This window comes from Pontibacter aquaedesilientis (genome assembly GCF_014773225.1).
In the GTDB taxonomy this organism is placed as follows: domain Bacteria; phylum Bacteroidota; class Bacteroidia; order Cytophagales; family Hymenobacteraceae; genus Pontibacter; species Pontibacter aquaedesilientis.
Genome location: NZ_JACXAJ010000005.1, coordinates 62779 through 87302, shown reverse-complemented (window position 1 = coordinate 87302; position 24524 = coordinate 62779). Strand labels below are relative to the sequence as shown.

The following is a 24524-nucleotide window of genomic DNA, read 5'->3' as shown; positions in this document are numbered from 1 at the left end:
GGAAATTGGCGATTGTTGTCTATACTTCAAATAGATTGCTTATATTAAAGCCACAAACTAATCTAAACAAACCTTTCACGCATTATTCACCTGATGATGTTATTTAAACACAAATTACGCGCTTTTGTGGCGGGGGCAGCAATGTTGTCTGCTATACCTGCTACGGCGCAGCAAAATACATTCAAGTCCGACTCAACTGTTATCCGGAAGTTCTACGACGACGCCCTCACCAGCCACGAAAGCTACGAGAACCTGCGCTACCTTACCAAGAACATCGGTGCTCGCCTAAGCGGATCCCCGCAGGCCGCCGCCGCCGTGGAGTGGAGCCGACAGGTGATGGAGAACATGGGCCTCGACCGCGTATACCTGCAGGAGGTGATGGTGCCGTACTGGGTTCGCGGCGACAAAGAAGTGGGTCGGATTATTAGTGGGCGCAACGGTAGCCAGGATGTGAACATACTGGCCTTGGGCAGTTCGGTAGGCACCGGCACGCAAGGCCTGAGTGCACAGGTGCTGGAAGTGCAAAACTTCGAAGAACTCGAGAAGCTGGGCAAAAAGAAAGTAAAGGGCAAGATTGTCTTCTTCAACCGTCCGTTTGACAACAGGCATGTGGTAACGGGGGCAGCCTATGGCGGTGCCGTAGACCAACGTGGAGGCGGTGCCGTGGCGGCAGCCAAGCTGGGCGCAGTGGGTGTATTGGTGCGCTCCATGACAAACGACATTCAGGATGTGGCCCATACCGGTAACATGCGTTATGAAGATGGCGTGGAAAAGATTCCGGCAGCGGCCATTAGTACCAAAGGAGCCGAGGAGTTGAGCGCCATGCTGAAAAATGACCCGGAGTTGAAGTTCTACATGCGCATGACGAGCGAAACCCGCCCGGATGTGCTGTCTTATAACGTGATTGGCGAGATAAAAGGCTCTGAAAAGCCCGACGAGATCATCGTGGTAGGAGGCCATCTGGACTCTTGGGATGTAGGCGAGGGTGCCCATGACGACGGCACCGGCTGCGTGCAATCCATCGAAGTGCTGCGTTTGTTCAAAGAGCAAGGTATACGTCCGAAGCGCACCATCCGGGTAGTGATGTTCATGAATGAGGAAAACGGGCTGCGCGGTGGTCGCAAGTACGCCGAAGAAGCCAAAGCAAAAGGAGAGAAGCACGTAGCGGCCCTCGAATCTGACGCAGGTGGCTTTACCCCACGTGGTTTCGGCATCGACGGCAATGACGCTCAGTTTGCGCAGGTGCTGACCTGGAAACCCTTGTTAACGCCTTACGGACTGCATGATTTAACCCGTGGCGGCGGGGGCGCTGACATCGGTCCCCTGAAAGGGCAAGGCACGGTAGCGCTTATTGGATTCAAGCCTGATTCCCAGCGTTATTTCGATTATCACCACACCCACATCGACACATTTGAAACCGTGAATCGGCGCGAAATGCAGCTCGGTGCCGCCTCTATGGCCGCACTGGTATACCTGATTTCGGAGCACGGATTGGATGGCAGTAGTGCCAAGGCAGGCAAGTAATCATCTGATTGACCATAAAAAAAGCCAGCCCTGTATTTCAACAGGGCTGGCTTTTTTTATAAGTAGTAATCACACGGTGTCCGAACGCACCGCAAGGTCATCCAGCCTTTAGGGCAGCAACAGCGAACTGTCACCATAGCTCAAAAAGCGGTAGTCATTATCAAGGGCATGTCGGTATACCTGTTTCCAGTTTTCGCCGATCAGGGCAGCTACCAGTAGCAGGAGCGTACTTTCAGGCTGGTGGAAGTTTGTGATGAGTCCGCTGCATACCCGGAAGGTATAGCCCGGCGCGATGATGATCTGGGTGCTGGCATGCAAATGATCAACCTGATGCCGATCCATGTAACCGAGCAAGGCCTGCAAAGCCTCCGAAGCAGCAGGTGGGGCGCTGGTCTCGTAAGGCAGCCATTGCGTGACGTGCAGTTGCTCTGCTTTCAACTCCGGCTGCTGCAAAAGCAAAGTGCCCAGCCAATACAGGCTCTCCAGACTACGCATCGAAGTCGTGCCGACAGGTATAAGCGGCTGGCCTATGTGCTGCAAAAGCTGCGCTACCACTTGCTTCGTCACCATCAGCTGCTCGGCGTGCATTTCGTGGGTATCCATGGTATCGGCTTTCACGGGCTTGAAGGTGCCGGCTCCTACGTGCAGCGTGAGGTAGGTGCTTTCTATACCTTTGTCGTGCAGTTGCGTCATCACGTTATCTGTGAAATGCAGGCCAGCGGTCGGGGCAGCCACAGCGCCTTCGTGGTGGGCATAGATGGTTTGGTAGCGGGTACGGTCTTCGGGCGTCAGGTCGCGGTTGAGGTAGGGCGGCAGTGGCAACCTTCCGCAACGCTCCAGCACTTCTGCAAAGGTAAGTTCGGCAGGCGTCCACGTGAAACGGATCAGGAAGTGGCCGTCCTGCTGTGCTTCACGTTCGGCTGTCAGCACGCCTCCTTCAAAAAATATCTTCAGAGGACCCTCTTTCCAGCGCTTGTTATTACCGACGAGGCATTTCCACGTGCAACTGCGGGTTTGCTGCATGGCCAGCTGCACTTCGCGGTGCGGCTTCACTGGCTCCAGGCAGAAAATCTCCACAGCCCCTCCGGTTGGTTTTTGAAAGATCAGGCGAGCCTGCACTACTTTGGTGTTATTGAAAACGAGCAAACTGCCAGCGGGCAGCAAATCAGGCAGCTCAGTAAAGGTATAGTCGGCTATGCGGTGGTTTTTGTAATAGAGCAGTTTTGACTGGTCGCGCTCCGGCAGCGGAAACTTGGCAATGCGCTCATCTGGCAGCTCATACACAAAATCCTTTATGGCCAGATTTTTCGGATTGATTTTCATTTGTTGAAATAAAGCGTGAAGAGTTTTGAGTTAATGCCGAGAGCTAATGCTTGCTTTTCTTGTTAACATGGAACTCCTAACAAAATTCGACTTTTGACTCATGAAGCGCAAAGGTACGAAATCCCAAAAATATCGCTTCTGCGGATCAATTTGCGAGCTAAGGTAGGCGGAAGGCATACGAGGAAACATTTGGGGCCATGCTGTGGCAGCGGTATAGGCGCAATCGAAACGGCTGTGTTTATTTTTTGCCGGAAGATTCCGCCAGGTCGTTCAACTCCAGTTCCAGCGCCCTGACAGAGATCTGGATTTCGCGCAGGGCCAGCGCCAGAGAGATCATCAGAAGCAGTAGGCTCAGTCCGAAGGTATACTTCCCCACCGTGGTGTAGCCTGCGAATAGAATAAACATACAGAACACGCAGCCGAACATACTCGCAATGCCGAAGGCCTGCATGTTACGGATCAGCCCCAGCCGGATGCGCAGGTTCTTTATCTGGCCATAGACCAAATGACTTTGCGTGGAGGCATAGCGGCTCTTGAGGCTACGGATAAGATTAGCCAAAGCCATAAATCGGTTGGTGTAGGCCAGCAGCAGGAGCGAAATCGCCGGAAACAGCAGGGCAGGAGTGGTTAGCGTGATTTCCATGAGCCCAAGAAGGTATAGCGTTATTTGATACTTTTCAGAAAATCTTCATCCAAAGGCTCATCATCGTCCTCATCATGACGGGCACTTTCAAAGTCTATTTCCTGCAAGGCCTCCAGCCCTTCCATGATCAACTCATCCAGTTCATCTTTGGAAGCGGAGTCCAGGGTTTGCTCAAAAAGGGCCAGGATATGCTCACGCTGCTCGTTCACAAATATCTCGTGATACAGGCTGTCAAACAGGGATATTTTTTTTTGGATGATCTTGTCTATCTCGCGGGTACTCTTGGCCTTGACAGCCTCCTGTAGCAGTTGCAGCACCTCTTTTGCGCCTTCATTATCGGCCAGACGGGAGTAGGCCTTGATAAAAGCAATGGCGATTCCCAGTCGCAGCATTTCAAACCTGAAGCTCAACTCCTCTGAAGCATTTCCCTGCTGCTGACGGGAAGCCTTGAAGGCCTGTTCCAGCTTTTGGTATACAGCAGTCGCCGGCTCCTCAAAAACATGTGGTTTTTCGGGTGCGAAGGCGGTGTCAAGTAATAGTTCAAAGCTTTTGGCGCTCATAGTGGGTGTTGCTTAAGTAAGAACCCTGCAAAGGTAATAGTTTATGGTAGGTTTTGCTAAGGACTGAGCCGGAAGAAAAGGGGGAAAAATCAAAATTTGCATCAACGGCATAGGGTGGACTGTAGCCTCTTGTTTCAGGGATGCTACAAGCAAAAATACAAATAGTTATAATTACTTTTTTGGTATATTATTCTGTATTTTTAAATATAAATTGTATAGTTTTGGTTTATTAAAAATATGTAATATTCTATAGAAATGCGCTTAAGTAATTATGGAATATGCACTGACTTTCTTTAAACCAATTAGGCTGCAATCTATAAGCCGAGTTCATAAGGCTATATGTGAATGTTTTATGTGATTTAAATAGCACTATTTTATTTAATTTTTTGATAAAATATTTAAATTATAATCGTTTAAGTTCAATTTTATCGATTGTTTATCTGGTGCAGCAGGCCGCTGAGAAATGGCTGGATAGGCAATTGAAGATACATCAGATTTGTAAGAATCCAATGGCACACACTCTAACCCCTACTGTATGGAAATAAGCTCTACCCGAAGAAAAAACCTCCTTCTTGTGATTTTACTCTTAGGGATGTTGCAGCTAGCGACATCCTTAAACGTGTTTGCCCAAGTGCAGACTATCAGAATGGATTTGACAGGGCAGCCCAATGGCTACATGAAATCACAGTCCGTTAGGAGGAGTGGCAGTGCCTGTGGTGGCAGTAACTGTGTACAGATCATAGTTACGCTGGATAAAGACGCTTCCCAATTGGAGCTGAGCCTTCCATCCGGAGCAGAGCCTGGCGGTGCTATGTTCTATACGGTTGACTGCGGTACACAAACTTACCCTGTCGGTCAGCTGATGTGTATTCCCCGGACAGGATCCAACACCATCACCTTAACAATTTGTAAGCCCGGTAACAATGCGAATGTTTATGCTATTACTTCCTTGGCGGCATTCGAACCGATGGATGATGTTTCGGTGATAGGTGGATGCTCCAAACAGCTAAGTGCGCCGGCTACTTTTCTGGAAGGCTCCATAAGATGGGAGGATATATCAGGCAGAGGCTATGAGAAATTTCTCAGCGATGTAACATCCGCCACCCCTACTGTAACACCAGATGAGACAGCGCCTCCATTTGTAGACTATCGTGTTAATGGTGCGGTACGCCCTAGTGAGTGTGCAACAAACTCATCGCACTATGATGAAGTAAGGGTATATTTCCTGCCGAAACCTGTCGTGTCTATTGGACCAGATCCGGCCATTATATGCCCGGGTGGGAGTAGTGCCACACTCACAGGAAGCGTGACAGGCGGCGATGGCGAGTTTGACTATTTTTGGTATGATCCGAGTAATACCCTTGTTGGTCGAAACCTGACCTACAATGCCTCGACAGTTGGAAGACACAAGTTCGTGGCAGTTCCGAAAAATTCTACGAACTGCCAGGAGTTCTCAGCCACGACAAACGTTGTATCAAACCTCTCGGCCAATGCCGGCCCTGACCAATTGGTTTGCGCAGGCAGCACGGTGCAACTGGCAGGTACAGTGACAGCTGCTACCGGTGGCAGGTGGATAGGTGGAGCCGGTACTTTCTCGAGCAGAACTGACCTAAACGCTACCTATACCCCAACGGCAGCCGAGCTTAGCGCAGGTTCAGTGCGGCTGACTTTAGAATCGACCGGAAACGGAGATTGCTCACCCGTGAGCGATGAAGTGCTGATCTCCTTTTATCAGATGGAGGTGAACCTGACGGGCACGCCAGTAATCTGTAACGGCACTTTGGGTAGTGTCTCCGCCAGTGTGACGGGCGCACAGGGGGCTGTTACGTACCGCTGGAGCAGTGGTGAGACCACTGCCTCTATCAACAATAAGACAGCCGGTACTTATACCGTCACTGTTACTGATAGCAAGGGCTGTTCTGTTATGAAGAGCTTCTCTATCACGCAGGTAACAGGCCCGTCTGACTTTACCGCCACACCTAGCAACACAACTTGCGGCAATGCGAACGGGCAGATTGTCATCAATAACGTGTCAGGTGGCACTTCGCCCTATACCTACAGCAAGGACGGGACGAACTTTCAGAGTTCCACGACTTTCGCAGGGCTGATGGCCGGAACCCACAACATCACGGTGAAGGACGCCAACGGCTGTACCATGGCCAAATCGTTCACACTAACTAATGTGCCAGGACCAACAGCCGTATCTGCCACATCTCAACCGGCAAGCTGCCACAACAACGACGGCTCGATCACGGCTGGTGCGGTAACAGGCGGTACGGCTCCCTATACCTACTCCATCAACGGCACCACCTTCCAAAGCAGCACGGCCTTCACGGGTCTGGCCTCCGGAAACTACACCTTAAGGGCGAAAGACGCCAACGGTTGTATGGTGACTGCTTCCGTTTCCGTGGCGCAGGCTACACTTACTAATTTTACAGTCACGTCTGCTTCCTCTACTTGCGGCAACCCGAACGGTACGGTAACGATTTCAGGTGTTACAGGTGGTGTGGCTGGTTATGAGTATAGCAAAGACGGTACGAATTATCAGGCTTCTGCGACGCTCACTGGTTTCGCAGCCGGGGCGCACACAGTTTGGGTGCGCGACGCCAAAGGCTGTACCTTGAGTAAACCTGTAACGGTAACCAACATCGCCGGTCCAACCGATTTTGCGGCTTCCACCAAAGCCTCGACCTGTGGCGCGGCCAACGGCGAGATCACGGTAACAGGCACGACAGGCGGCACGGCTCCTTATACCTACAGCAGGGACGGGGTGAACTTCCAGAGTTCCACTGCCTTCACAGGGCTGGCAGCAGGCACGCATACCATCACGGTGAAAGACGCCAACGGCTGTACCGTGGCCAAGTCGTTCACAGTGACCAACATCGCCGGCCCGACGGCGGTTGCTGCCACCTCGGCTGCGGCCAGCTGCGCCGATAACGACGGCTCGATCACGGCCGGTGCGGTGACGGGCGGTACGGCTCCCTATACCTACTCTATCAACGGCACTACCTTCCAGAGCGGCACGGTCTTTTCGGGCCTTGCCTCCGGCAGCTACACCCTGACAGCCCGCGACGCCAACGGCTGCGCGGTGACCAGAGTGGTCAATGTCACCAAGAACATCCCGACCACCTTCGCCAGCACTTCCAAGTCCTCTACCTGCGGTAGCAATAACGGCACCATCACAGTAACCGGCGTGACGGGAGGTTTCGGCCCTTATACCTACAGCAAGGACGGCACCAACTTCCAGACTTCTGCAACGCTGACGGGCTTTGTGGCTGGTTCGCACACGATCACGGTGAAGGACGCGAAAGGCTGTACAATTGCTCGTCAAATCACAGTAACTGATGTGGCCGGACCTTCTGATCTAACCGCAACCGCTTCTTCCTCTACCTGCGGGAACCCGAACGGGGCCTTAACGGTAACCGGAGTAACTGGCGGAACAGCGACTTATACCTATAGTATAGATGGCGTGAATTTCCAGACCTCAACTACATTCAGCGGTCTTGCAGCCAGAACCTATACGGTAATGGTGAAAGATGCCAATGGCTGTACGTTTGCAAGGGATGTAGCAGTGAATAATATAGCAGGGCCGACTTTTGTAGCCACCGCGCAGTCAAGCACGTGCGGCAACAGCAACGGCAGCATCACCATCGGCGACGTGACGAGCGGCACGGCTCCTTATACCTACCGTATCGGCAACGGCGCCTTCCAAAGTGCCAAGGCATTCACGTCGTTAGCGGCAGGCAATTACGAGATCGCAGTGAAAGACGCCAATAGTTGTGTTGCCATACAGACAATTGAAGTAACTAACATAGCAGGCCCATCTAACCTGACACTGACCAGTACTGCTGCAACCTGCGGACGTGCTAATGGTGCTGTTATGGTGAGTAAGGTAACAGGCGGCACAGCTCCCTATACATACAGCAAAGACGGGGTGAACTTCCAAGCCTCGACCACTTTCGGTTCTCTGGCAGAGGGCGCTTATACGATCACGGTGATGGATGCTAACGGCTGCGTTTTCTCAAAGCAGGTAACGGTATCCAACATCTCCGGTCCAACCGATTTTGCGGCTTCTACCAAATCCACTACTTGTGGCGCGGCCAACGGCGAGATCACGGTAACGGGCACGACGGGCGGTACTTCTCCTTATACCTATAGCAGGGACGGGGTGAACTTCCAGAGTTCCACTGCCTTCACAGGGCTGGCAGCAGGCACCCACACAATCACGGTAAAGGACGCCAATGGTTGTATTGTGGCCAAGTCGTTTACAGTAACAAACGTTGCTGGCCCGACGGCAGTAGCGGCCACGTCGGCTGCGGCCAGCTGCGCCGACAACGATGGCTCGATCACGGCCGGCGCGGTGACGGGCGGCACTTCGCCCTATACCTACTCCATCAACGGCACGGTCTTCCAGAGCGGCACGGTCTTCACGGGGCTGGCCTCCGGCAACTACACCCTGACGGCCCGCGACGCCAACGGTTGTATCACAAGCACTTCGGTTTCGGTTGCCAAAGTAATGCCGACAGATTTCACAGTTACTCCAACTGCTGCCACTTGTGGTAACAGCAATGGCAGGGTAGTGGTGAGTAATATCATCGGGGGTACTTCGCCTTATACTTACAGCAAAAACGGTACAACCTTCCAGACATCGGCTACGCTGACTGGGCTGGCTGAAGGCACGCACACGATCACGATTAAAGATGCCCGTGGCTGTACAGTTGCTAAAACTGTAACAATCACCAATATTCCGGGCCCAACCGATCTACAAGCCACAGTACAGTCCTCTACCTGTGGCAACCCGAATGGCAGCTTCACGGTGAGTGCCGTAACAGGCGGTACCCAGAACTATACCTATTCCATCAACGGGGGAGCATTCCAGAGTTCAAGCGTGTTCTCCTCGCTGGTGGCAGGCAATTATCAGGTAACTGTGAAGGATGCCAACGGCTGCGTGTACACCGAAACGGTTGTGGTGGCAAACATTGCCGGTCCTGAGTTTACAGCAGCTGCCACCTCATCTACCTGCGGTAACAGCAACGGTCGAATCAATGTGACGGTGAGCGGCGGAACGGCACCGTTCCAATACAGCAAGGACGGTTCGACTTTCCAGGATGCAGCCCTGTTCGACAACCTGGCGGCCGGAACTTACACCATCACGGTGCGCGATGCCAACGGCTGTATAAAAACGGCTTCTGTAGCGGTGACCAATATTGCCGGTCCTACTAACCTCAACCTGACCAGCACGGCCAGCACCTGTGGTGCCAGCAATGGTGTGGTGCGTGTCAATAGCACAACGGGAGGTGTCTCACCATATACCTATTCTATTGACGGCGCTGCATTCCAAAGCGGGACAACCTTTAGCAACCTGCTGGCTGGTAACTATACCATCACGGTGAAGGATGCCAATAACTGTACCTTCTCAAAATCTATCACCGTCACCAATATTGCCGGTCCGTCTGCTTTCACTACTACTGTTAAGGCATCCACCTGCGGTGCCAGCAACGGTGAGTTCACGGTGAGCAGTGTGACCGGAGGAACTTCCGGCTATACCTATAGCATAGACAACACCAATTTCCAGACTTCGGCCACCTTCACGGCACTGATCGCCAGAACATACAACGTAACAGTGCGCGACGCCAACGGCTGTACGCATACACAAGCGGTGGTGATTCCTGATGTAGCCGGTCCATCCGGTTTTACGGCGAGTGTAACCACAACCTCCTGCGGTCGCAACAATGGCAGCATTCGGGTAACGGCGGTGTCCGGCGGAACTTCGGGCTATACCTACAGCAAAGACGGTACTAATTTCCAAACCGCTGATACGTTCGGATCGCTGCTTGCGGGTACCTACACGATTACCGTAAGAGATGCCAATGGCTGTATTTTCGCGAAAGAGGTAGTAGTAGGAGACGTAGCCGGACCAAACGGATTTGCCCTGACGACCAATGCTGCAACCTGCGGAGCCAACAACGGCTCTCTGGTAGTGGGCGCCGTAACAGGCGGCACAGCCCCTTATACCTACAGCAAGGACGGCATCAACTTCCAGACCTCAACCACTTTTGGCGCTCTGGCCGAGGGTGCTTACACGATCACGGTGAAGGACGCCAACGGCTGCGTTTTCTCCAAGCAGGCAGACGTGGCCAACATCGCCGGGCCAACGGATCTGGCGGCTTCTACCAAAGCCTCGACCTGCGGCACGGCCAACGGCGAGATCACGGTAACGGGCACAACGGGCGGCACTTCTCCTTATACCTACAGCAGGGATGGGGTGAACTTCCAGGCCGCTGTTACTTTCTCAGGGCTGGCAGCAGGCACGCATACCATCACGGTGAAAGACGCCAACGGCTGTACCTTCACGCAACAAGTGGTGATAAGCAACATCGCCGGCCCAACGGCGGTTGCTGCCACTTCACAACCAGCCAGTTGTGCCGACAACGACGGCTCGATTACGGCGGGCGCAGTGACGGGCGGCACGGCTCCCTATACCTACTCCATCAACGGTACCACCTTCCAGAGCGGCACGGCCTTTTCGAGCCTCGCCTCCGGCAGCTACACCCTGACGGTGCGCGACGCCAACGGCTGCGCGGTGACCCGGACGGTAACTGTCACCAAGAACATCCCGACCACCTTCGCCAGCACTGCCAAGTCCTCCACCTGCGGCAACAGCAACGGCACGATCACGGTCGGCACGGTGACGGGCGGTTTTGCTCCTTACACCTACAGCAAGGACGGCACCAACTTCCAGGCCTCGTCAACGCTGACGGGCTTTACGGCTGGGTCGCACACGATCACCGTGAAGGACGCGAAAGGCTGTACAGTTGCCCGCCAGGTGACTGTAAGCGATGTGGCCGGACCTTCTGACTTAGTTGCCACTGTCAAGTCCTCGACTTGCGGTGCCAGCAACGGTGAGTTCACGGTGAGCAGTGTAACCGGAGGAACTTCCGGCTATACCTATAGTATAGATGGCTTCAACTTCCAATCCTCTTCTACCTTCAGCGGTCTTACAGCCAGAACCTACGCGGTAACAGTGAAAGATGCCAATGGCTGTACGTTTGCCAAGGATGTGGCAGTAAATAACATTGCAGGGCCGACTTTTGCAGCCACAGCGCAAGCCTCGACCTGCGGGGCCAGCAACGGACGCATTAGTGTAAGCGAGGTAAACGGAGGCACTACTCCTTATGTCTACAGCATCAACGGTGGGGATTTCCAAAGCGAAGCAAACTTCACAGGGCTGGCAGCAGGCACCCATACCATCGCAGTAAAGGACGCCAATGGCTGTACGGCCACTAAAGAAGTGGAAGTTCTGAATATTGCGGGTCCGTCAGACCTAACCCTTGCCAATGCTTCTGCAACTTGTGGGAATGCGAACGGCACGATCACAGTGGGCACGGTGATGGGCGGCACGGCTCCCTATACCTACAGCAAGGACGGCCTCACTTTCCAAACCTCGACCACTTTCGGCTCTCTGTCCGAGGGAGCTTACACGATCACGGTGAAGGATGCCAACGGCTGCGTTTTCTCCAAGCAGGCAGCGGTAGCCAACATCGCCGGGCCAACGGACCTGGCTGCTTCCACCAAAGCCTCGACCTGCGGCGCGGCCAACGGCGAGATCACGGTAACAGGCACGACAGGCGGAACGGCCCCTTATACCTACAGCAGGGACGGGGTGAACTTCCAGAGTTCAACTGCCTTCACAGGGCTGATGGCCGGTACCCACAATATCACGGTGAAGGACGCCAACGGCTGTACCGTGGCCAAGTCGTTTACAGTGACCAACATTGCCGGCCCGACAGCTGTAGCTGCTACTTCGGCTGCGGCCAGCTGCACCGACAACGACGGTTCGATCACGGCCGGCGCGGTAACGGGCGGCACTTCGCCCTATACCTACTCCATCAACGGCACGGTCTTCCAGAGCGGCACGGCCTTCACCGGCCTGGCCTCCGGCAGTTACACCCTGACGGTGCGCGACGCCAACGGCTGCGCGGTGACCCGGACGGTCACTGTCACCAAGAACATCCCGACCACCTTCGCCAGCACCTCCAAGTCCTCTACCTGCGGTAGCAATAATGGCACTATCACGGTCGGCACGGTGACGGGCGGTTTTGCTCCTTATACCTACAGCAAGGACGGCACCAACTTCCAGACTTCATCCACGCTGACGGGCTTTGTGGCTGGGTCGCACACCATCACGGTGAAGGACGCCAAGGGCTGTACAGTTGCTCGTCAGATCACAGTAAGCGATGTGGCCGGACCTTCTGATCTAACCGCAACAGCTTCTTCTTCTACCTGCGGCAATCCGAACGGGTCCTTAACGGTAACCGGAGTAACTGGTGGAACAGCGACTTATACTTATAGTATAGATGGCGTGAATTTCCAGGCCTCAGCTACATTCACAGATCTTACCGAAGGCACGCACACCATCACCGTGAAAGATGGAAATGGGTGTACGTTTGCCAAAACATTTGCTGTAACCAATGTGGCCGGTCCTCGCTTTGCCATGCAGGCGCAGTCGAGCACGTGCAGCAACAGCAACGGCGGCATCACCATCGGCGACGTGACAGGCGGCACGGCTCCTTATACTTACCGCATCGACAACGGCGCTTTCCAAAGTGCCAAGTCATTCACGGCGTTGGCAGCAGGCAGCTACGAGATCGCCGTGAAAGACGCCAATGGTTGCGTTGCCACACAGACAATTGAAGTAACCAACATAGCAGGCCCAACTGACCTGACCCTTGCCAGTGTTGCTTCTACCTGTGGCAATCGCAATGGTACGGTGACGGTAAATGCGGTAACAGGCGGAACGGCTCCTTATACCTATGCCCTGAATAACGGCACATACCAGCAAGCTGCTTCTTTCTCAGGCTTACTGGCCGGTACCTATACCATCACGGTGAAAGATGCCAACGGCTGTGCCTATCAGAAAGAAGTTGCAGTGGAAAACATCGCCGGACCAGACGGATTAATAGCCACCACAACGCCTTCAACTTGCGGCAGTAGCAATGGCACACTGACAATTACAACTGTATCGGGAGGCACGGCGCCGTATACCTACAGCAAAGACGGGGTGAATTTCCAGGAGGCGACTGCTTTTGCAGGTTTGGCTGCCGGTAACTATAGCATCACGGTGAAGGACGCCAACGGCTGTACCTTTACACAAAGCTATACGGTAACTAACACCGGTGGGCCAACGGCTGTAACAGCTACTTCCCAGCCAGCCACTTGCGCCGACAACGACGGTTCGATTACGGTCGGAAACGCAACAGGCGGTACACCTGCTTATACTTACTCGATAGACGGCAATAATTTCCAGGCATCTAAAGTCTTTACCGGGCTGGCAGCAGGGAACTATACGGTAACGGCCAAAGACGCCAACGGCTGTACCGTGACGACCGCAGTGAAGGTGAACACGAATGTGCCAACCAATTTTGCCAGCTCAACCGTCGCCTCTACTTGCGGCAACAGCAACGGCAGCATCACGGTCGGAACGGTGACAGGCGGTACGGCTCCTTATACCTACAGTAAGGACGGCGTCAACTTCCAGGCATCTGCTACGCTGATGGGCTTTACGGCTGGTTCCCATACCATCACCGTGAAAGACGCCAATGGCTGTACTTTCGCCAAGTCAGTAGCGGTAAGCAACGTAGCCGGACCGGAGTTTACAGTCAGTACACAGGCTACAACTTGTAGTGCCAGCAATGGCCGCATTGCCATTAACAATGTGAGTGGAGGGGTAGTACCTTATACCTACAGCATCGACGGGCTTACCTACCAGTCTTCCAATGTATTCGAAAACATAACGGCTGGTTCTTATGCTGTTACCGTGAAGGATGGCAATGGTTGTTTGGGCAGTGAAAGTGTGGAAGTGAAAGACATCGCAGGTCCAAGCGACTTTGTGTTGACGGCAGCTTCTTCAACTTGTGGCAACAGCAATGCCAGCCTCGCGATCACGGATATAGACGGTGGCACGGCTCCTTATACTTACAGCAAAGACGATGTGAATTTCCAGGCCTCAGCCAACTTCGGTTCCCTGGCGGCAGGCAAATACAACATCACCGTTCGCGATGCCAACGGCTGTACTTTCGCTAAGATAATCGAAGTGGAAGATGTGGCCGGACCAAGCGAGATGACACTGGCCAGCACGTCTTCTACCTGTGGCAGCGCCAACGGCACAATCACGGTAACCGGCGTGACGGGCGGAACGGCCGGCTATACCTACTCGCTGGATGGAAACAGCTTCCAGGCCGGCACCCGCTTCGAAGCGCTACTGGCCGGAACCTATACCCTGACGGTGCGCGACGCCAACGGCTGTACCTTCAGCAAGGAGATCGTGGTGGAGAACATCGCCGGGCCAACGGACCTGACCGCTTCTACTGAAGCCTCGACTTGCGGCGCGGCCAACGGCGAGATCATGGTAACAGGCACGACTGGCGGAACGGCCCCTTATACCTACAGCAGGGACGGGGTGAATTTCCAAACCACTGCTACTTTCTCAGGTATGTCAGCCGGAACTTATACCATCACGGTGAAAGACGCTAACGGCTGCACGGTTTCTAGGTCGTTCACGGTGACCAACATAGCCGGCCCAACTGCAGTGGCAGCCACATCGGCTGCGGCCAGCTGCGCCGATAACGACGGCTCGATCACGGCTGGTGCGGTAACGGGCGGCACTTCACCTTATACCTACTCCATCAACGGCACGGTCTTCCAGAGCGGCACGGCCTTCACAGGTCTCGCCTCCGGAAGCTATACCCTGACGGTGCGCGACGCCAACAGTTGTGAAGCCACTACGACCGTAACCATCAGCAAGAATATCCCAACTACCTTCGCCAGTACTTCCACAGCTTCTACCTGCGGCGGCAACAATGGCACGATCACGGTGGGAGAGGTAACAGGCGGTTTTGCTCCTTATACCTACAGCAAGGACGGCACTACCTTCCAGACCGATGCAAGATTGACGGGCTTTGTGGCCGGCACGCACACCATCACGGTGAAGGACGCGAAAGGCTGTATAGTGACACGTCAGATTCAGGTAAGCGACATTGCTGGTCCTTCAGAGCTGGCAGTGCGTGTTCAGTCAAGCACCTGTGGCGATCCAAATGCTTCTTTCAACATCAGTGAAGTGATGGGTGGCACCGCTCCTTATACCTACAGCCTGGACGGAACCAACTTCCAAAATGCGACAACGTTCGCATCGTTGGCCGCCGGTAACTACCAGGTAACGGTGAAGGACGCCAACGGCTGTCTCTATATACAGGCTGTTACACTTGAGAACATCCCGGGTCCATCGGCCTTCATGGCTACAACGCAGAGCGCAAGTTGCGGTCGTGCCAACGGCAGCATCACGGTGAGCGAAGTAACAGAAGGAACGGCTCCATATACCTACAGCAAGGACGGCGTGAACTTCCAGTCTTCGGCAACGCTGACAGGTCTGTTGGCCGGAACGCATACCATCACAGTAAAAGACGCCAACGGCTGCGTGATCTCGAAGGAAATAACCATCGAACATGTGGCCGGACCAAGCGAGATGACCTTGGCCAGCACGTCTTCTACCTGTGGCAGCGCCAACGGCACGATCACGGTAACCGGCGTGACGGGCGGAACAGCCGGCTATACCTACTCGCTGGACGGAAGCAGCTTCCAGGCAGGGACCCGCTTCGAAGCGCTACTGGCCGGAACCTATACCCTGACGGTGCGCGACGCCAACGGCTGTACCTTCAGCAAGGAGATCGTGGTGGAGAACATTGCCGGGCCAACAGACCTGACCGCTTCTACCAAAGCCTCTACCTGCGGCGCAGCCAATGGCGAACTGACTGTCTCAACTGTTTCAGGTGGAACCGCTCCTTATGCTTACTCACTAGACGGGGCTAATTTCCAGGCGGCGGCTACCTTCTCAGGTCTGTCAGCCGGAAACCATACCATCACGGTGAAAGACGCCAACGGCTGTACCTTTGAGAAAGTGATCACATTGGCCGATATCGCTGGTCCTACGGTTGTGACAGCTAGCGCCCAGCCTGCTACCTGCGCCGACAACGACGGCCGCATCATAGCGGGCAGCGTAACAGGCGGTACGGCTCCTTATACCTACAGTCTGAACGGAGGCAACTTCCAGAGTGCAACAGCCTTCACTGGCCTCGCCTCCGGAAACTATACCCTGACAGTGCGCGACGCCAACGGTTGTGAAGTGAGCACTACAGTGAAAGTTGACAAGGACGGTCCGGGAAGTTTTGTGGCGGCAACCACCAGCTCAACCTGCGGCAGCGACAACGGTAGTATCCGAATCACTTCGGTGCAAGGTGGTGCTGCTCCTTATACCTACCGCATCAACGGAGGAAACTTCCAGAGTGGGGCTAGCTTTGCTGGCCTGACTGCCGGAACCTATACTCTAACCGTGAAAGACGCCAATGGCTGTACACACACCGAGTCAATCGAGGTAACTGACGTAGCCGGTCCATCCGACCTGATCGCTATTGCTCAACCGACGACTTGCGGAAACGCCAACGGCCAGATCAGTGTGAGTAGCGTAACGGGCGGAACCGCTCCTTATACCTACTCCATCAACGGTTCTAACTTCCAGTCCGCTGCTTTTTTTGCATCGCTTGCTGCTGCCGAGTACCAGGTAACGGTGAAGGATGCCAATGGCTGCGTCTTTGTTAAAACGATTTCAGTAACCAACGCAAACGGACCGGAAGGCTTCGCTATGGAACCGAAAGCTGCGACCTGCGGTGCCAGCAATGGCAGCGTGGTGGTGAGTGGCGTGACGGGTGGAAAGGCGCCGTATACCTACAGCAAGAATGGCAGCGACTTCCAGAGCTCCGCTAACCTGACGGGCCTGGCTGCCGGCAACAACACCATCACCGTGAAAGACGCCAACGGCTGTACCTTCAGCAAAACTGTTGTGATCGAGAGCATAGCCGGCCCTGCCGGGTATGAGCTGGCGGCAACAGCTGCCAGCTGCGGCGAGGCCAACGGCAGCGTTACGGTAAGCGGCGTATCCGGTGGCATGGCCCCTTATACCTATGCCCTGAACGGAGGCGACTTCCAGAGCAGCCCTGCCTTTGCTTCGGTTGCGGCTGGCGAGCACACCGTGACGGTACGCGACGCCAACGGCTGTACGCTCGACAGGAAAGTGGTGGTAGAAAACGTAGCCGGACCATCGGCCCTTGTGGCCACTGCCACACCTGCTTCGTGCTCCGCAAGCGACGGCACGATCACGGTAGGAACTGTAACGGGCGGTACGGCACCTTATACCTATTCGCTGGATAATAGACGCTTCCAGACTGCCGGTGCATTTGCCGGTCTGGCACCAGGCGAGTACCAGGTATATGCCAAGGACGCCAACGGCTGCAGCACCTCCACGACAGTAACAGTAGGAGAGAAAGGTCCGAAAGAGGCCGTTATCACTTCTGCCCAGGCAACCTGCGGCGCGTCTAACGGTTCGATTAAGGTGACTTCGGTAACCGGGGGAAAAGCTCCTTATACCTACAGCATCAACGGAACATCGTTCCAGGCATCGGCAACTTTTGCCAACCTGGCAGCAGGGACCTACGACGTGACCGTGAAAGACGCTGAGGGATGTACGCTGACGCAAAACCAGCGTGTGGTGAATAGCGGAGGCGTAGAGTCATTCAAGGTAACGGGCACCGACGCCAGCTGCGGTGAGCGCAATGGCCGCATTTCGATCTCAGAAATCGTGGGTGGTCAGCGTCCTTATACCTACAGCATCGACGGCACAACCTATACGGACCAAGCAACCTTCACTGGTCTTGCAGAAGGAAACTACCAGGTGTTTGTAAAAGACGCAAGTGGCTGTACCCTGAGCAATAGCGTGACGATTGGCAACAGCCCTGTGCTGACGGATGTGAAATTCCGTGTGTCAGCCGCCAGCTGCGGCGCGAACGGTGGACAGGTGGTTGTGGATCAGGTGATCGGCGGTACGGCTCCTTATGCCTACTCACTGGACGGTACTAACTTCTCTGCATCTGCCACGCTGGATAACGTAGCGCCTGGTAGCTATACCCTAACCGTGAAAGACGCGAAAGGCTGTACCTTCTCGGTGCCGCTAACCATGAAAGGGCTCAGCAGCAAAGTGTCTTCGGTACGGCACATCGCCTGCCCCGGCGAGACCAGTGGTGTGATCACCATCTCGGCAACCGGCAAAGACGCCAACACGGAGTACAGCATCGACAATGGCAAGACCTTCCAGAAGGACTCTGTTTTCACGGGTCTCGCGAAGGGTACTTACCAACTGATCACCCGCTTCTCCAGCACTTGCTCCATTACGGTAGGGGCAGTGGAAGTGAAGGAGCCAGCGCCAATACAGGTGGAGATGAGCATCGCAGAAGGTGCCGTAGGGCAGCCTAACTCAGGAAGCGCCTCCGTGAAATCCATTAGCGGTGGCACGGCCCCTTATACCTACCAGCTGAACTATGGCCAGTTCACATCCGAATCTGTGTTCAAAAACCTACGTGGCGGAGAGCACTGGTTGGTAGTGAAAGACGCCAATGGCTGTACGGCAGAAGTCAGCTTTACAGTAGGCGGCCTGGCCGAGCTCGACATCCCGAGCGGATTTACGCCAAACGGCGACGGCATGAATGATCGCTGGGAAATCCGCAACCTCACAGAGCTGTACCCTAACTGCAAGGTAACGGTGTACAACCGCTGGGGCAGCCCGGTATTCGAATCAAACGGCTATGCCAAGCCGTGGGACGGTACCCACAATGGCAAGCGTCTGCCAGATGGTACCTATTACAGTATCATCGAGTTCGGAGATGCAAAGCCAGCCATCAAGACGTCAGTAACCATCATGCGTTAAGTTTCGCTTTTTAAAGAGAACGTTATGAAAAACAGAATATTAGTGCTTTTCTTTCTGCTGATGGCTTCGGGAGCCATGGCCCAGCAGAAAGCCCTTTACAGCCAGTACATGACCAATTACTTCATTCTCAACCCGGCGGTAGCCGGGTTCGAGAAGGATGTCAGTTTAAAGGCGGGGTACCGCAACCAGTGGGTCGGATTTGATGGGGCTCCCAAAACCTTTTACCTGAGTGGCGAAGGGGCCTTGTTCAACCGCAACCTGAAACGCAGCCGGAGAGCGCAGCCTTTCCATGGGGCAGGCGGCATGGTGTATACCGACCAGACCGGGCCGACAACCCGCACCGGTGCGCTGGCATCTTATGCCTACCACGTGCCGCTTAACAGGAGCCTGTTTTTGTCATCAGGCTTCTTTGCCGGTTTCCAGCAGTTCCGATTCGACCCTAACAAGGTATACCTGGCGGATGGCTCTAATGAGCGCGACCCCGTCACCAACCAAGGCCGTATCGACGCCTTTATGCCTGACCTGACAGTGGGCGTGTTCCTGCACTCAGAGGAGTTTTACGTTGGAGCATCCCTGTTCCAGGTGCTCGGCAACAAAATTCACGACGCAGACGGAGCAGAAGAATCAAGCCGGCTTTCACGCCATTTGTTTGTGTCGGGGGGGTATAACTTCGATGTGCACGATAAGATCCGGTTGATGCCCTCGGCTTTGCTGAAGTATGTACAGGGTGCCCCGATCCAGGCAGACTTTAACCTGAAGGGAGCCTATCACATGAGCAAGCGCCGCCAGAAGACGGTGTATGATGACCAGGTATGGGCAGGTGTTTCTTACCGTACCCAGGACGCCATCGTGGGCCTGGTAGGTGTGCAGTTCAAAGAGCAGTTCCAACTGAGCTATACCTACGATATCACTGTTTCGCCTTTGCGCCACCAAAGTGCAGGATCGCATGAGATCGTGCTCGGCTATCGCATCAAGTAAGCACTAGTCCACCGTTCATAAACAGAAAAGCCAGCGCACATGCGCTGGCTTTTCTGTTTGATAGCTATACCTGTTAGTGGGCGTCCTCCTCAGCGCGGGCAGAGCCACCGCTGATGATCTGGCCAAAGAAAATACTGTTCAGGAACAGTTTGTTGGTACCATACCAGAAGGCCCGGAAGTTCGGGTTGTCTGTCATCGCAATCACCTTGCCGCCGCCAATGGCCGACACACTGATCGCCGCGCTGTTGCTCAGCTGCTTCAGGTTTGGCTTCGAGATATAGCCGCTCAGCAAGGGCTTGGCAGTATAGACCACCGGGTTGGCATAGGGGCTTTTAGAGGTCTCCATAAACAGGCGGTTGTCGCGGAAAACCGGTAGCTTGTTGCTGTAGTAGCCATAGCCGAGCGGGTGTGTCAGGTCCAGGTCGGTTTCGAAAATAGCGCCGCCAATTACCTGTGCACCCATGGTGTTGCTCATTTGGGCGTAAGGCAGGCGGGACGTGCCGTTTTCTTCGCTCTGCTTAAAGCTGAATGTTCCGATCTTGTTATCAGCCAGCCAGCGGGAAGCGTTGCCCATGGCGATGAGCGTGCCGCCCTGCTGCACCCAGTTGCGCAGCCTGGTTTTGCCAAAATCAGAGATGCTGCCATAAGAGCCGTCAGCCATTACCATTACATTGTAGCGGCTCAGGTCGGTACGGTTTACCAACTCCGCATTGATCAGGCTGGTGTTGATGTTGAAGCGGTGGTCAAGCAGGTGCCAGGCCTCGCCGGCGTCGTTGCTGTTCACGCCATCGCCTATCAGCATGGCCACCTTGGGCTGATTGATGTTGTAAATACCCGGGCTACCCAAGTTGATACCGCCCGTAAAACCGGTGCTCATGGCGTACACGGTAAGGCCGTTGTCCTGCGCCACCTGGGCCATGAGTGCCTGTATGCGCTCCAGACTGAGCGGTTGGCCACTTACCGGAATCAGGATGGTGCCATAGTCGAACTGCTTGCCCTCGGCGCTGGTAAACTTATCTGTAGCCACTCTCGCCTGCAAACCCTGGCCGAAAAGTGTGTTCAGGGCACGCGGTGCATAATAGCCGTGCCACTCAAAAGCGTAGGCATAGGCGCTGTTACCGCCGATTACCTGTCCCTTCGGGAAGTCCACCGAATCAATTTTCTGCCCGAGCATCTTGTCTTTGAATTGGCGGGAAGTCAGGTTCGCGTGCTCCAGGTTAAAGGCAAGCGGCAGTGTCCAGGCCGACACGTCATAAAAGAGACTGTCCTGGAACGATGTGCGGCGCTCAAACATCCCTTCGATCAGCTTGTATTGCGGCTGGTTGGTTGGTACGATGTAACTGTTCTCCGGGGTATAAGTCACGTTATTTACCGTGAACTTCTCCTTCGGGCGGTAAATGTCGATCTGGTGCTGGTGGATGATTTCGGCCAAATGGAAAGCGCGTGCCGGGTCTTTCTCAGAGCTGAACACATAGGCGCTTACCGAGGCTTTACCGGCCTCCTTGGTCGCTTCGCTGTAGAAATCACGTTGATGCGCCAGCAGTTCTTCGCGCATGTTCTGCACAGCCTCAAGCGTGGAGAGGGTAGTGGTAAACTGGTTGCGGATCGTGAAAGGGAAAGAAAGGACGCCGTTCACGCTCTCCTGCGCATGGCCTCTGGAGCTTGCCTGCTCAAACAGGATACCGATGGCGCCATTCACGTCCGGGTAAGTAGAGCCCTTGCCATAGTAGAAGTCATCAAAGCTCTCTTCGGTATAGTAGAAAGAGCCGATCTTGTCGAGGGCCTTGGCATGGAAGCCGGCAATTTTCTTGGTCAGTTCGTAGTTTTTGGCTGGTGTGAGTGGGTGGTTGCGGCTCGGTATACCTGGCTGAAAGAAGAAAGTAGAGTTGGTGCCCATCTCGTGGTGGTCGGTCAGCACATTTGGTTTCCACTCATGGAACTTCGCCAGTCGTCCCCGGGACTCCGGGTGTTGCAACGGCAGCCAGTCGCGGTTCAGGTCAAACCAGTAGTGGTTGGTGCGGCCACGCGGCCAGGCCTCTGCAAACTCCTCGCTGTTGGGGTCGGTTACCAGGTTTTTGCTGCGGTGCGTGTTTACCCAGCTGGCAAAGCGGTTCAGACCGTCCGGGTTGATAGAAGGGTCCAGCAGGATAACGGTTTCGCGCAAAAGCTTCTCTATCTCCGGCCCTTGTGCCGCTGCCAGGTGGTATACCGCCAGCAGGGAGGCATTGCTGCCGCTCGGTTCGTTGCCGTGCACGCTGTAACCCATCCAGACCACACCCGGCATATTTTTGATGTCCAGGTTACCAGATGCTTTCGGGTTGGTCAGTTTGCGGTGCTGCTCCTTTATCCCCTGGATGTTTTTGTGGTTCTCCGGCGAGGTGATCGTGAGTAGGTATAGCGGGCGGTTCTCGTGCGTGCGGGCATACTCCTCGATCGTGATACGGTCGGAGAGTTGGGCCATCTGGCGCACGTACATGGCCAGTTGGTCGTGGCTCACGTGCCACTCGCCTACGTTATACCCTAAGATGTCTTTTGGTGTCGGGATCTCTTTGTTGTAGGTAACTTCCTTGGGGAGGTAGTAGGAGAGGTCTGCCTGCGCCGAGGCCCACTGGCTGACAAAGACCAGTGCCGCTGCAGCGAGTGCATAAAGCTTTCTCATTAGTAATTGGTTTTAAGGGTGATAAGATTATCAGGTTAGTACTGCAATTTGCCGTTTTGTGCGCCTTTTTCCAAATAAAAAGCCCCACCATTCTCAGGAGGGGCTTGCGTTTCCTTTTTCTGGCACCTGATCAGGAGGTGCTGCCTATGACAGGTCGCTTGTAGGTGTTTGTTTTCGTTTTTGCTGACTTACCCCGAGAACCATTGCTTACAAAATACAAGGCGAAGCCCGAAGCGATCGTTACCATACCTGCAATCGAGAAAATGCGGAGTAAGATGTTGCCAAAGTTGTCGCGACCCTGGTAATCCATGGTGTGCAGCATCCATAGAAAGTCAAAAATGCGCCACTTGTTGTTGCGGAATTTGGTAACCACACCCTGTTCGGCGGCCACATACACAGTCGTCTGGGTCGGGTGCTCCATGGTGACAGCCCAGGCCGGCAGCGCACTCTCCCGGTACTCATGGTGTCCGTCTATGTTCTCCTTCGTGAGGTACTCCACTCGGGCCACCTTCACGGGTTCGACAAAATTATCAACAGCCATTTGAACGGCTTCCTGCTCCGAGAGCGGCGGACGAAGCTCCCCTGTAGCGGCTACCGCCAGTTGGGTTTGACTGGCTACGTGCTCGTGGCCCTCTGCATGATTTACTGCAGTATGATACACCAACTGGTAGTGCGGATCGCCCATGATATCGATTAGCCTCACGGAAGTGACAGTCTCTGCCTGGGGCAGCTGCTTGATGACCTCCGCCGGAGAAACGAGGTCCATTTGGGCGTTAAAGGTGGTGCCATGCTGCTTCCGCTGGTGGTCGCCGTGTATCTCATCCATATCGCTCCAGCTGAAATAGAGTCCGCCAATGGTCCACATAACGAACTGTATACCTGTGATCAGTCCCAGGTAGCGATGGGTCTTGCGAACCCGAAGATGAGTTTTCCTTTTCATAATGGCACAGATATAGAAACCTAAAAGTAAGTAAATACCCGGGTTGCTGCAACAATTTGAAACAGGTTATTGGAGTAAGTTAACACGCTACTTAGCAGGTGTATAAGAGCTTCTCCAAAACGGTTGGTAAGCGGCTTTCGTGAAGCAGGTTAGCCAATGAAATTGTGTCTGCCTGGTAACAGCACAAGGCAAAATGGGATGGTATTTTCTCTTAATAAAACACAAGGTCAAAAAGCTGACAGGCTGTGAAACAAGTGGTTATTCAGTGCAATTTTGAATTCGGGTCTCAGAATCATTTTACCTTAAAACATAGGCACATAGCAATATAAGGCCTAATCGGGTGGCATGTTAGAAATTATACAGGGATAATTTTATATTGGTTGGATGCAATACTTTGTGTGATAATTATGAAATAAAGTATAATAATTTATAATAATTTAATAAGATTATACCTTAAGTATGAAACTTTTATACTTATTAAAGGTAATTATAGGCTAGGAAGTATACAGTTGCAGTCATATATAACGTGAGACTTTTAGCCGATATGTCGACTTACAGCCATAAGGAAGAACGAGCCAGCCTTTTTCGACTTGCACAGGTCTGTTATGACGGTTCTCCTTTCTATCCTCCAGACTAATAAAGCCTGGCAGTCTGTGCCTTATAGGTGTCAGTTAGCTGCTTTTTTGATTTGAAGCCCGAACCAAAGGCTTAACTCCTCCCCGAAGCTCCCTTTGAGCCTTCGCATGACTCCTTTTGCCTTTTTGAAACGGAAAACAAGCACACAAACCCTAATAGCGTGCGCCCGAATCCCATCTTAACCCTACAGTGTATGAAAAAGAATTTTACGCAATTGATTAATGGTCTCATTCAATCTAAAAAGTTTTTAATCGCCCTCACCAGCCTGATGATTCTGGCTGGTTCTCTGTATTTGTACGCAGATATACAGCCTATTACGGCAGTTGATAGAAGTGCCACAGTGGATCAGGCAGCTAATGCTATTTCACCATCTTATGTTTCAATAGGTAATGTAGTTATCAGAGAACAGAATGGTAAAGATTTTAACAATGGCAGCTATAACTTTATAATTA

Annotated in this window: 8 protein-coding genes; 3 read left to right on the top strand and 5 right to left on the bottom strand. The window is 53.8% G+C overall.

The genetic code is table 11. The features are described 5' to 3' along the window. Window positions 1-96: 96 nt before the first annotated feature. On the top strand, window positions 97-1524 hold the full coding sequence (locus H9Q13_RS11775; protein ID WP_191184119.1) for a M20/M25/M40 family metallo-hydrolase: 1428 nt from the start codon (window positions 97-99) through the stop codon (window positions 1522-1524). A gap of 108 nt (window positions 1525-1632) precedes the next feature. Here H9Q13_RS11775 and H9Q13_RS11770 read toward each other — a convergent pair whose 3' ends face one another. From H9Q13_RS11770 to H9Q13_RS11760, 3 genes are all read right to left on the bottom strand, one after another. After that, a complete protein-coding gene (locus tag H9Q13_RS11770; protein ID WP_191184006.1) occupies window positions 1633-2847 on the bottom strand; it encodes an S-adenosylmethionine:tRNA ribosyltransferase-isomerase in 1215 nt (404 codons plus the stop codon). A 238-nt stretch (window positions 2848-3085) separates the two neighbouring features. Then, the gene (locus H9Q13_RS11765; RefSeq protein ID WP_191184005.1) at window positions 3086-3490 is read right to left on the bottom strand and encodes a DUF2721 domain-containing protein; all 405 of its coding nucleotides are present in this window, start codon (window positions 3488-3490) and stop codon (window positions 3086-3088) included. Window positions 3491-3510: 20 nt separating this feature from the next. Next, window positions 3511-4050, bottom strand: a complete 540-nt coding sequence (locus H9Q13_RS11760) for a hypothetical protein (protein ID WP_191184004.1) — start codon at window positions 4048-4050, stop codon at window positions 3511-3513. A 574-nt stretch (window positions 4051-4624) separates the two neighbouring features. Between H9Q13_RS11760 and H9Q13_RS11755 the strand changes: the two genes are divergently transcribed. Together H9Q13_RS11755 and H9Q13_RS11750 are read left to right on the top strand one after the other, a co-directional pair. Beyond that, the gene (locus H9Q13_RS11755) at window positions 4625-18859 is read left to right on the top strand and encodes a T9SS type B sorting domain-containing protein (RefSeq protein WP_191184003.1); all 14235 of its coding nucleotides are present in this window, start codon (window positions 4625-4627) and stop codon (window positions 18857-18859) included. A 24-nt stretch (window positions 18860-18883) separates the two neighbouring features. Next, a complete protein-coding gene (locus tag H9Q13_RS11750) occupies window positions 18884-19837 on the top strand; it encodes a PorP/SprF family type IX secretion system membrane protein (RefSeq protein WP_191184002.1) in 954 nt (317 codons plus the stop codon). Between the two features lie 73 nt (window positions 19838-19910). On the opposite strand, the gene H9Q13_RS11745 is transcribed toward H9Q13_RS11750, so the two are convergent. Together H9Q13_RS11745 and H9Q13_RS11740 are read right to left on the bottom strand one after the other, a co-directional pair. After that, complete coding sequence (locus tag H9Q13_RS11745) at window positions 19911-22496, bottom strand: M14 family metallopeptidase (RefSeq protein ID WP_191184001.1); 2586 nt, start codon at window positions 22494-22496, stop codon at window positions 19911-19913. Window positions 22497-22626: 130 nt separating this feature from the next. Then, window positions 22627-23436: a PepSY domain-containing protein gene (locus tag H9Q13_RS11740; protein WP_191184000.1), complete on the bottom strand. Its 810-nt coding sequence runs from the start codon at window positions 23434-23436 to the stop codon at window positions 22627-22629. Window positions 23437-24524: the final 1088 nt, after the last annotated feature.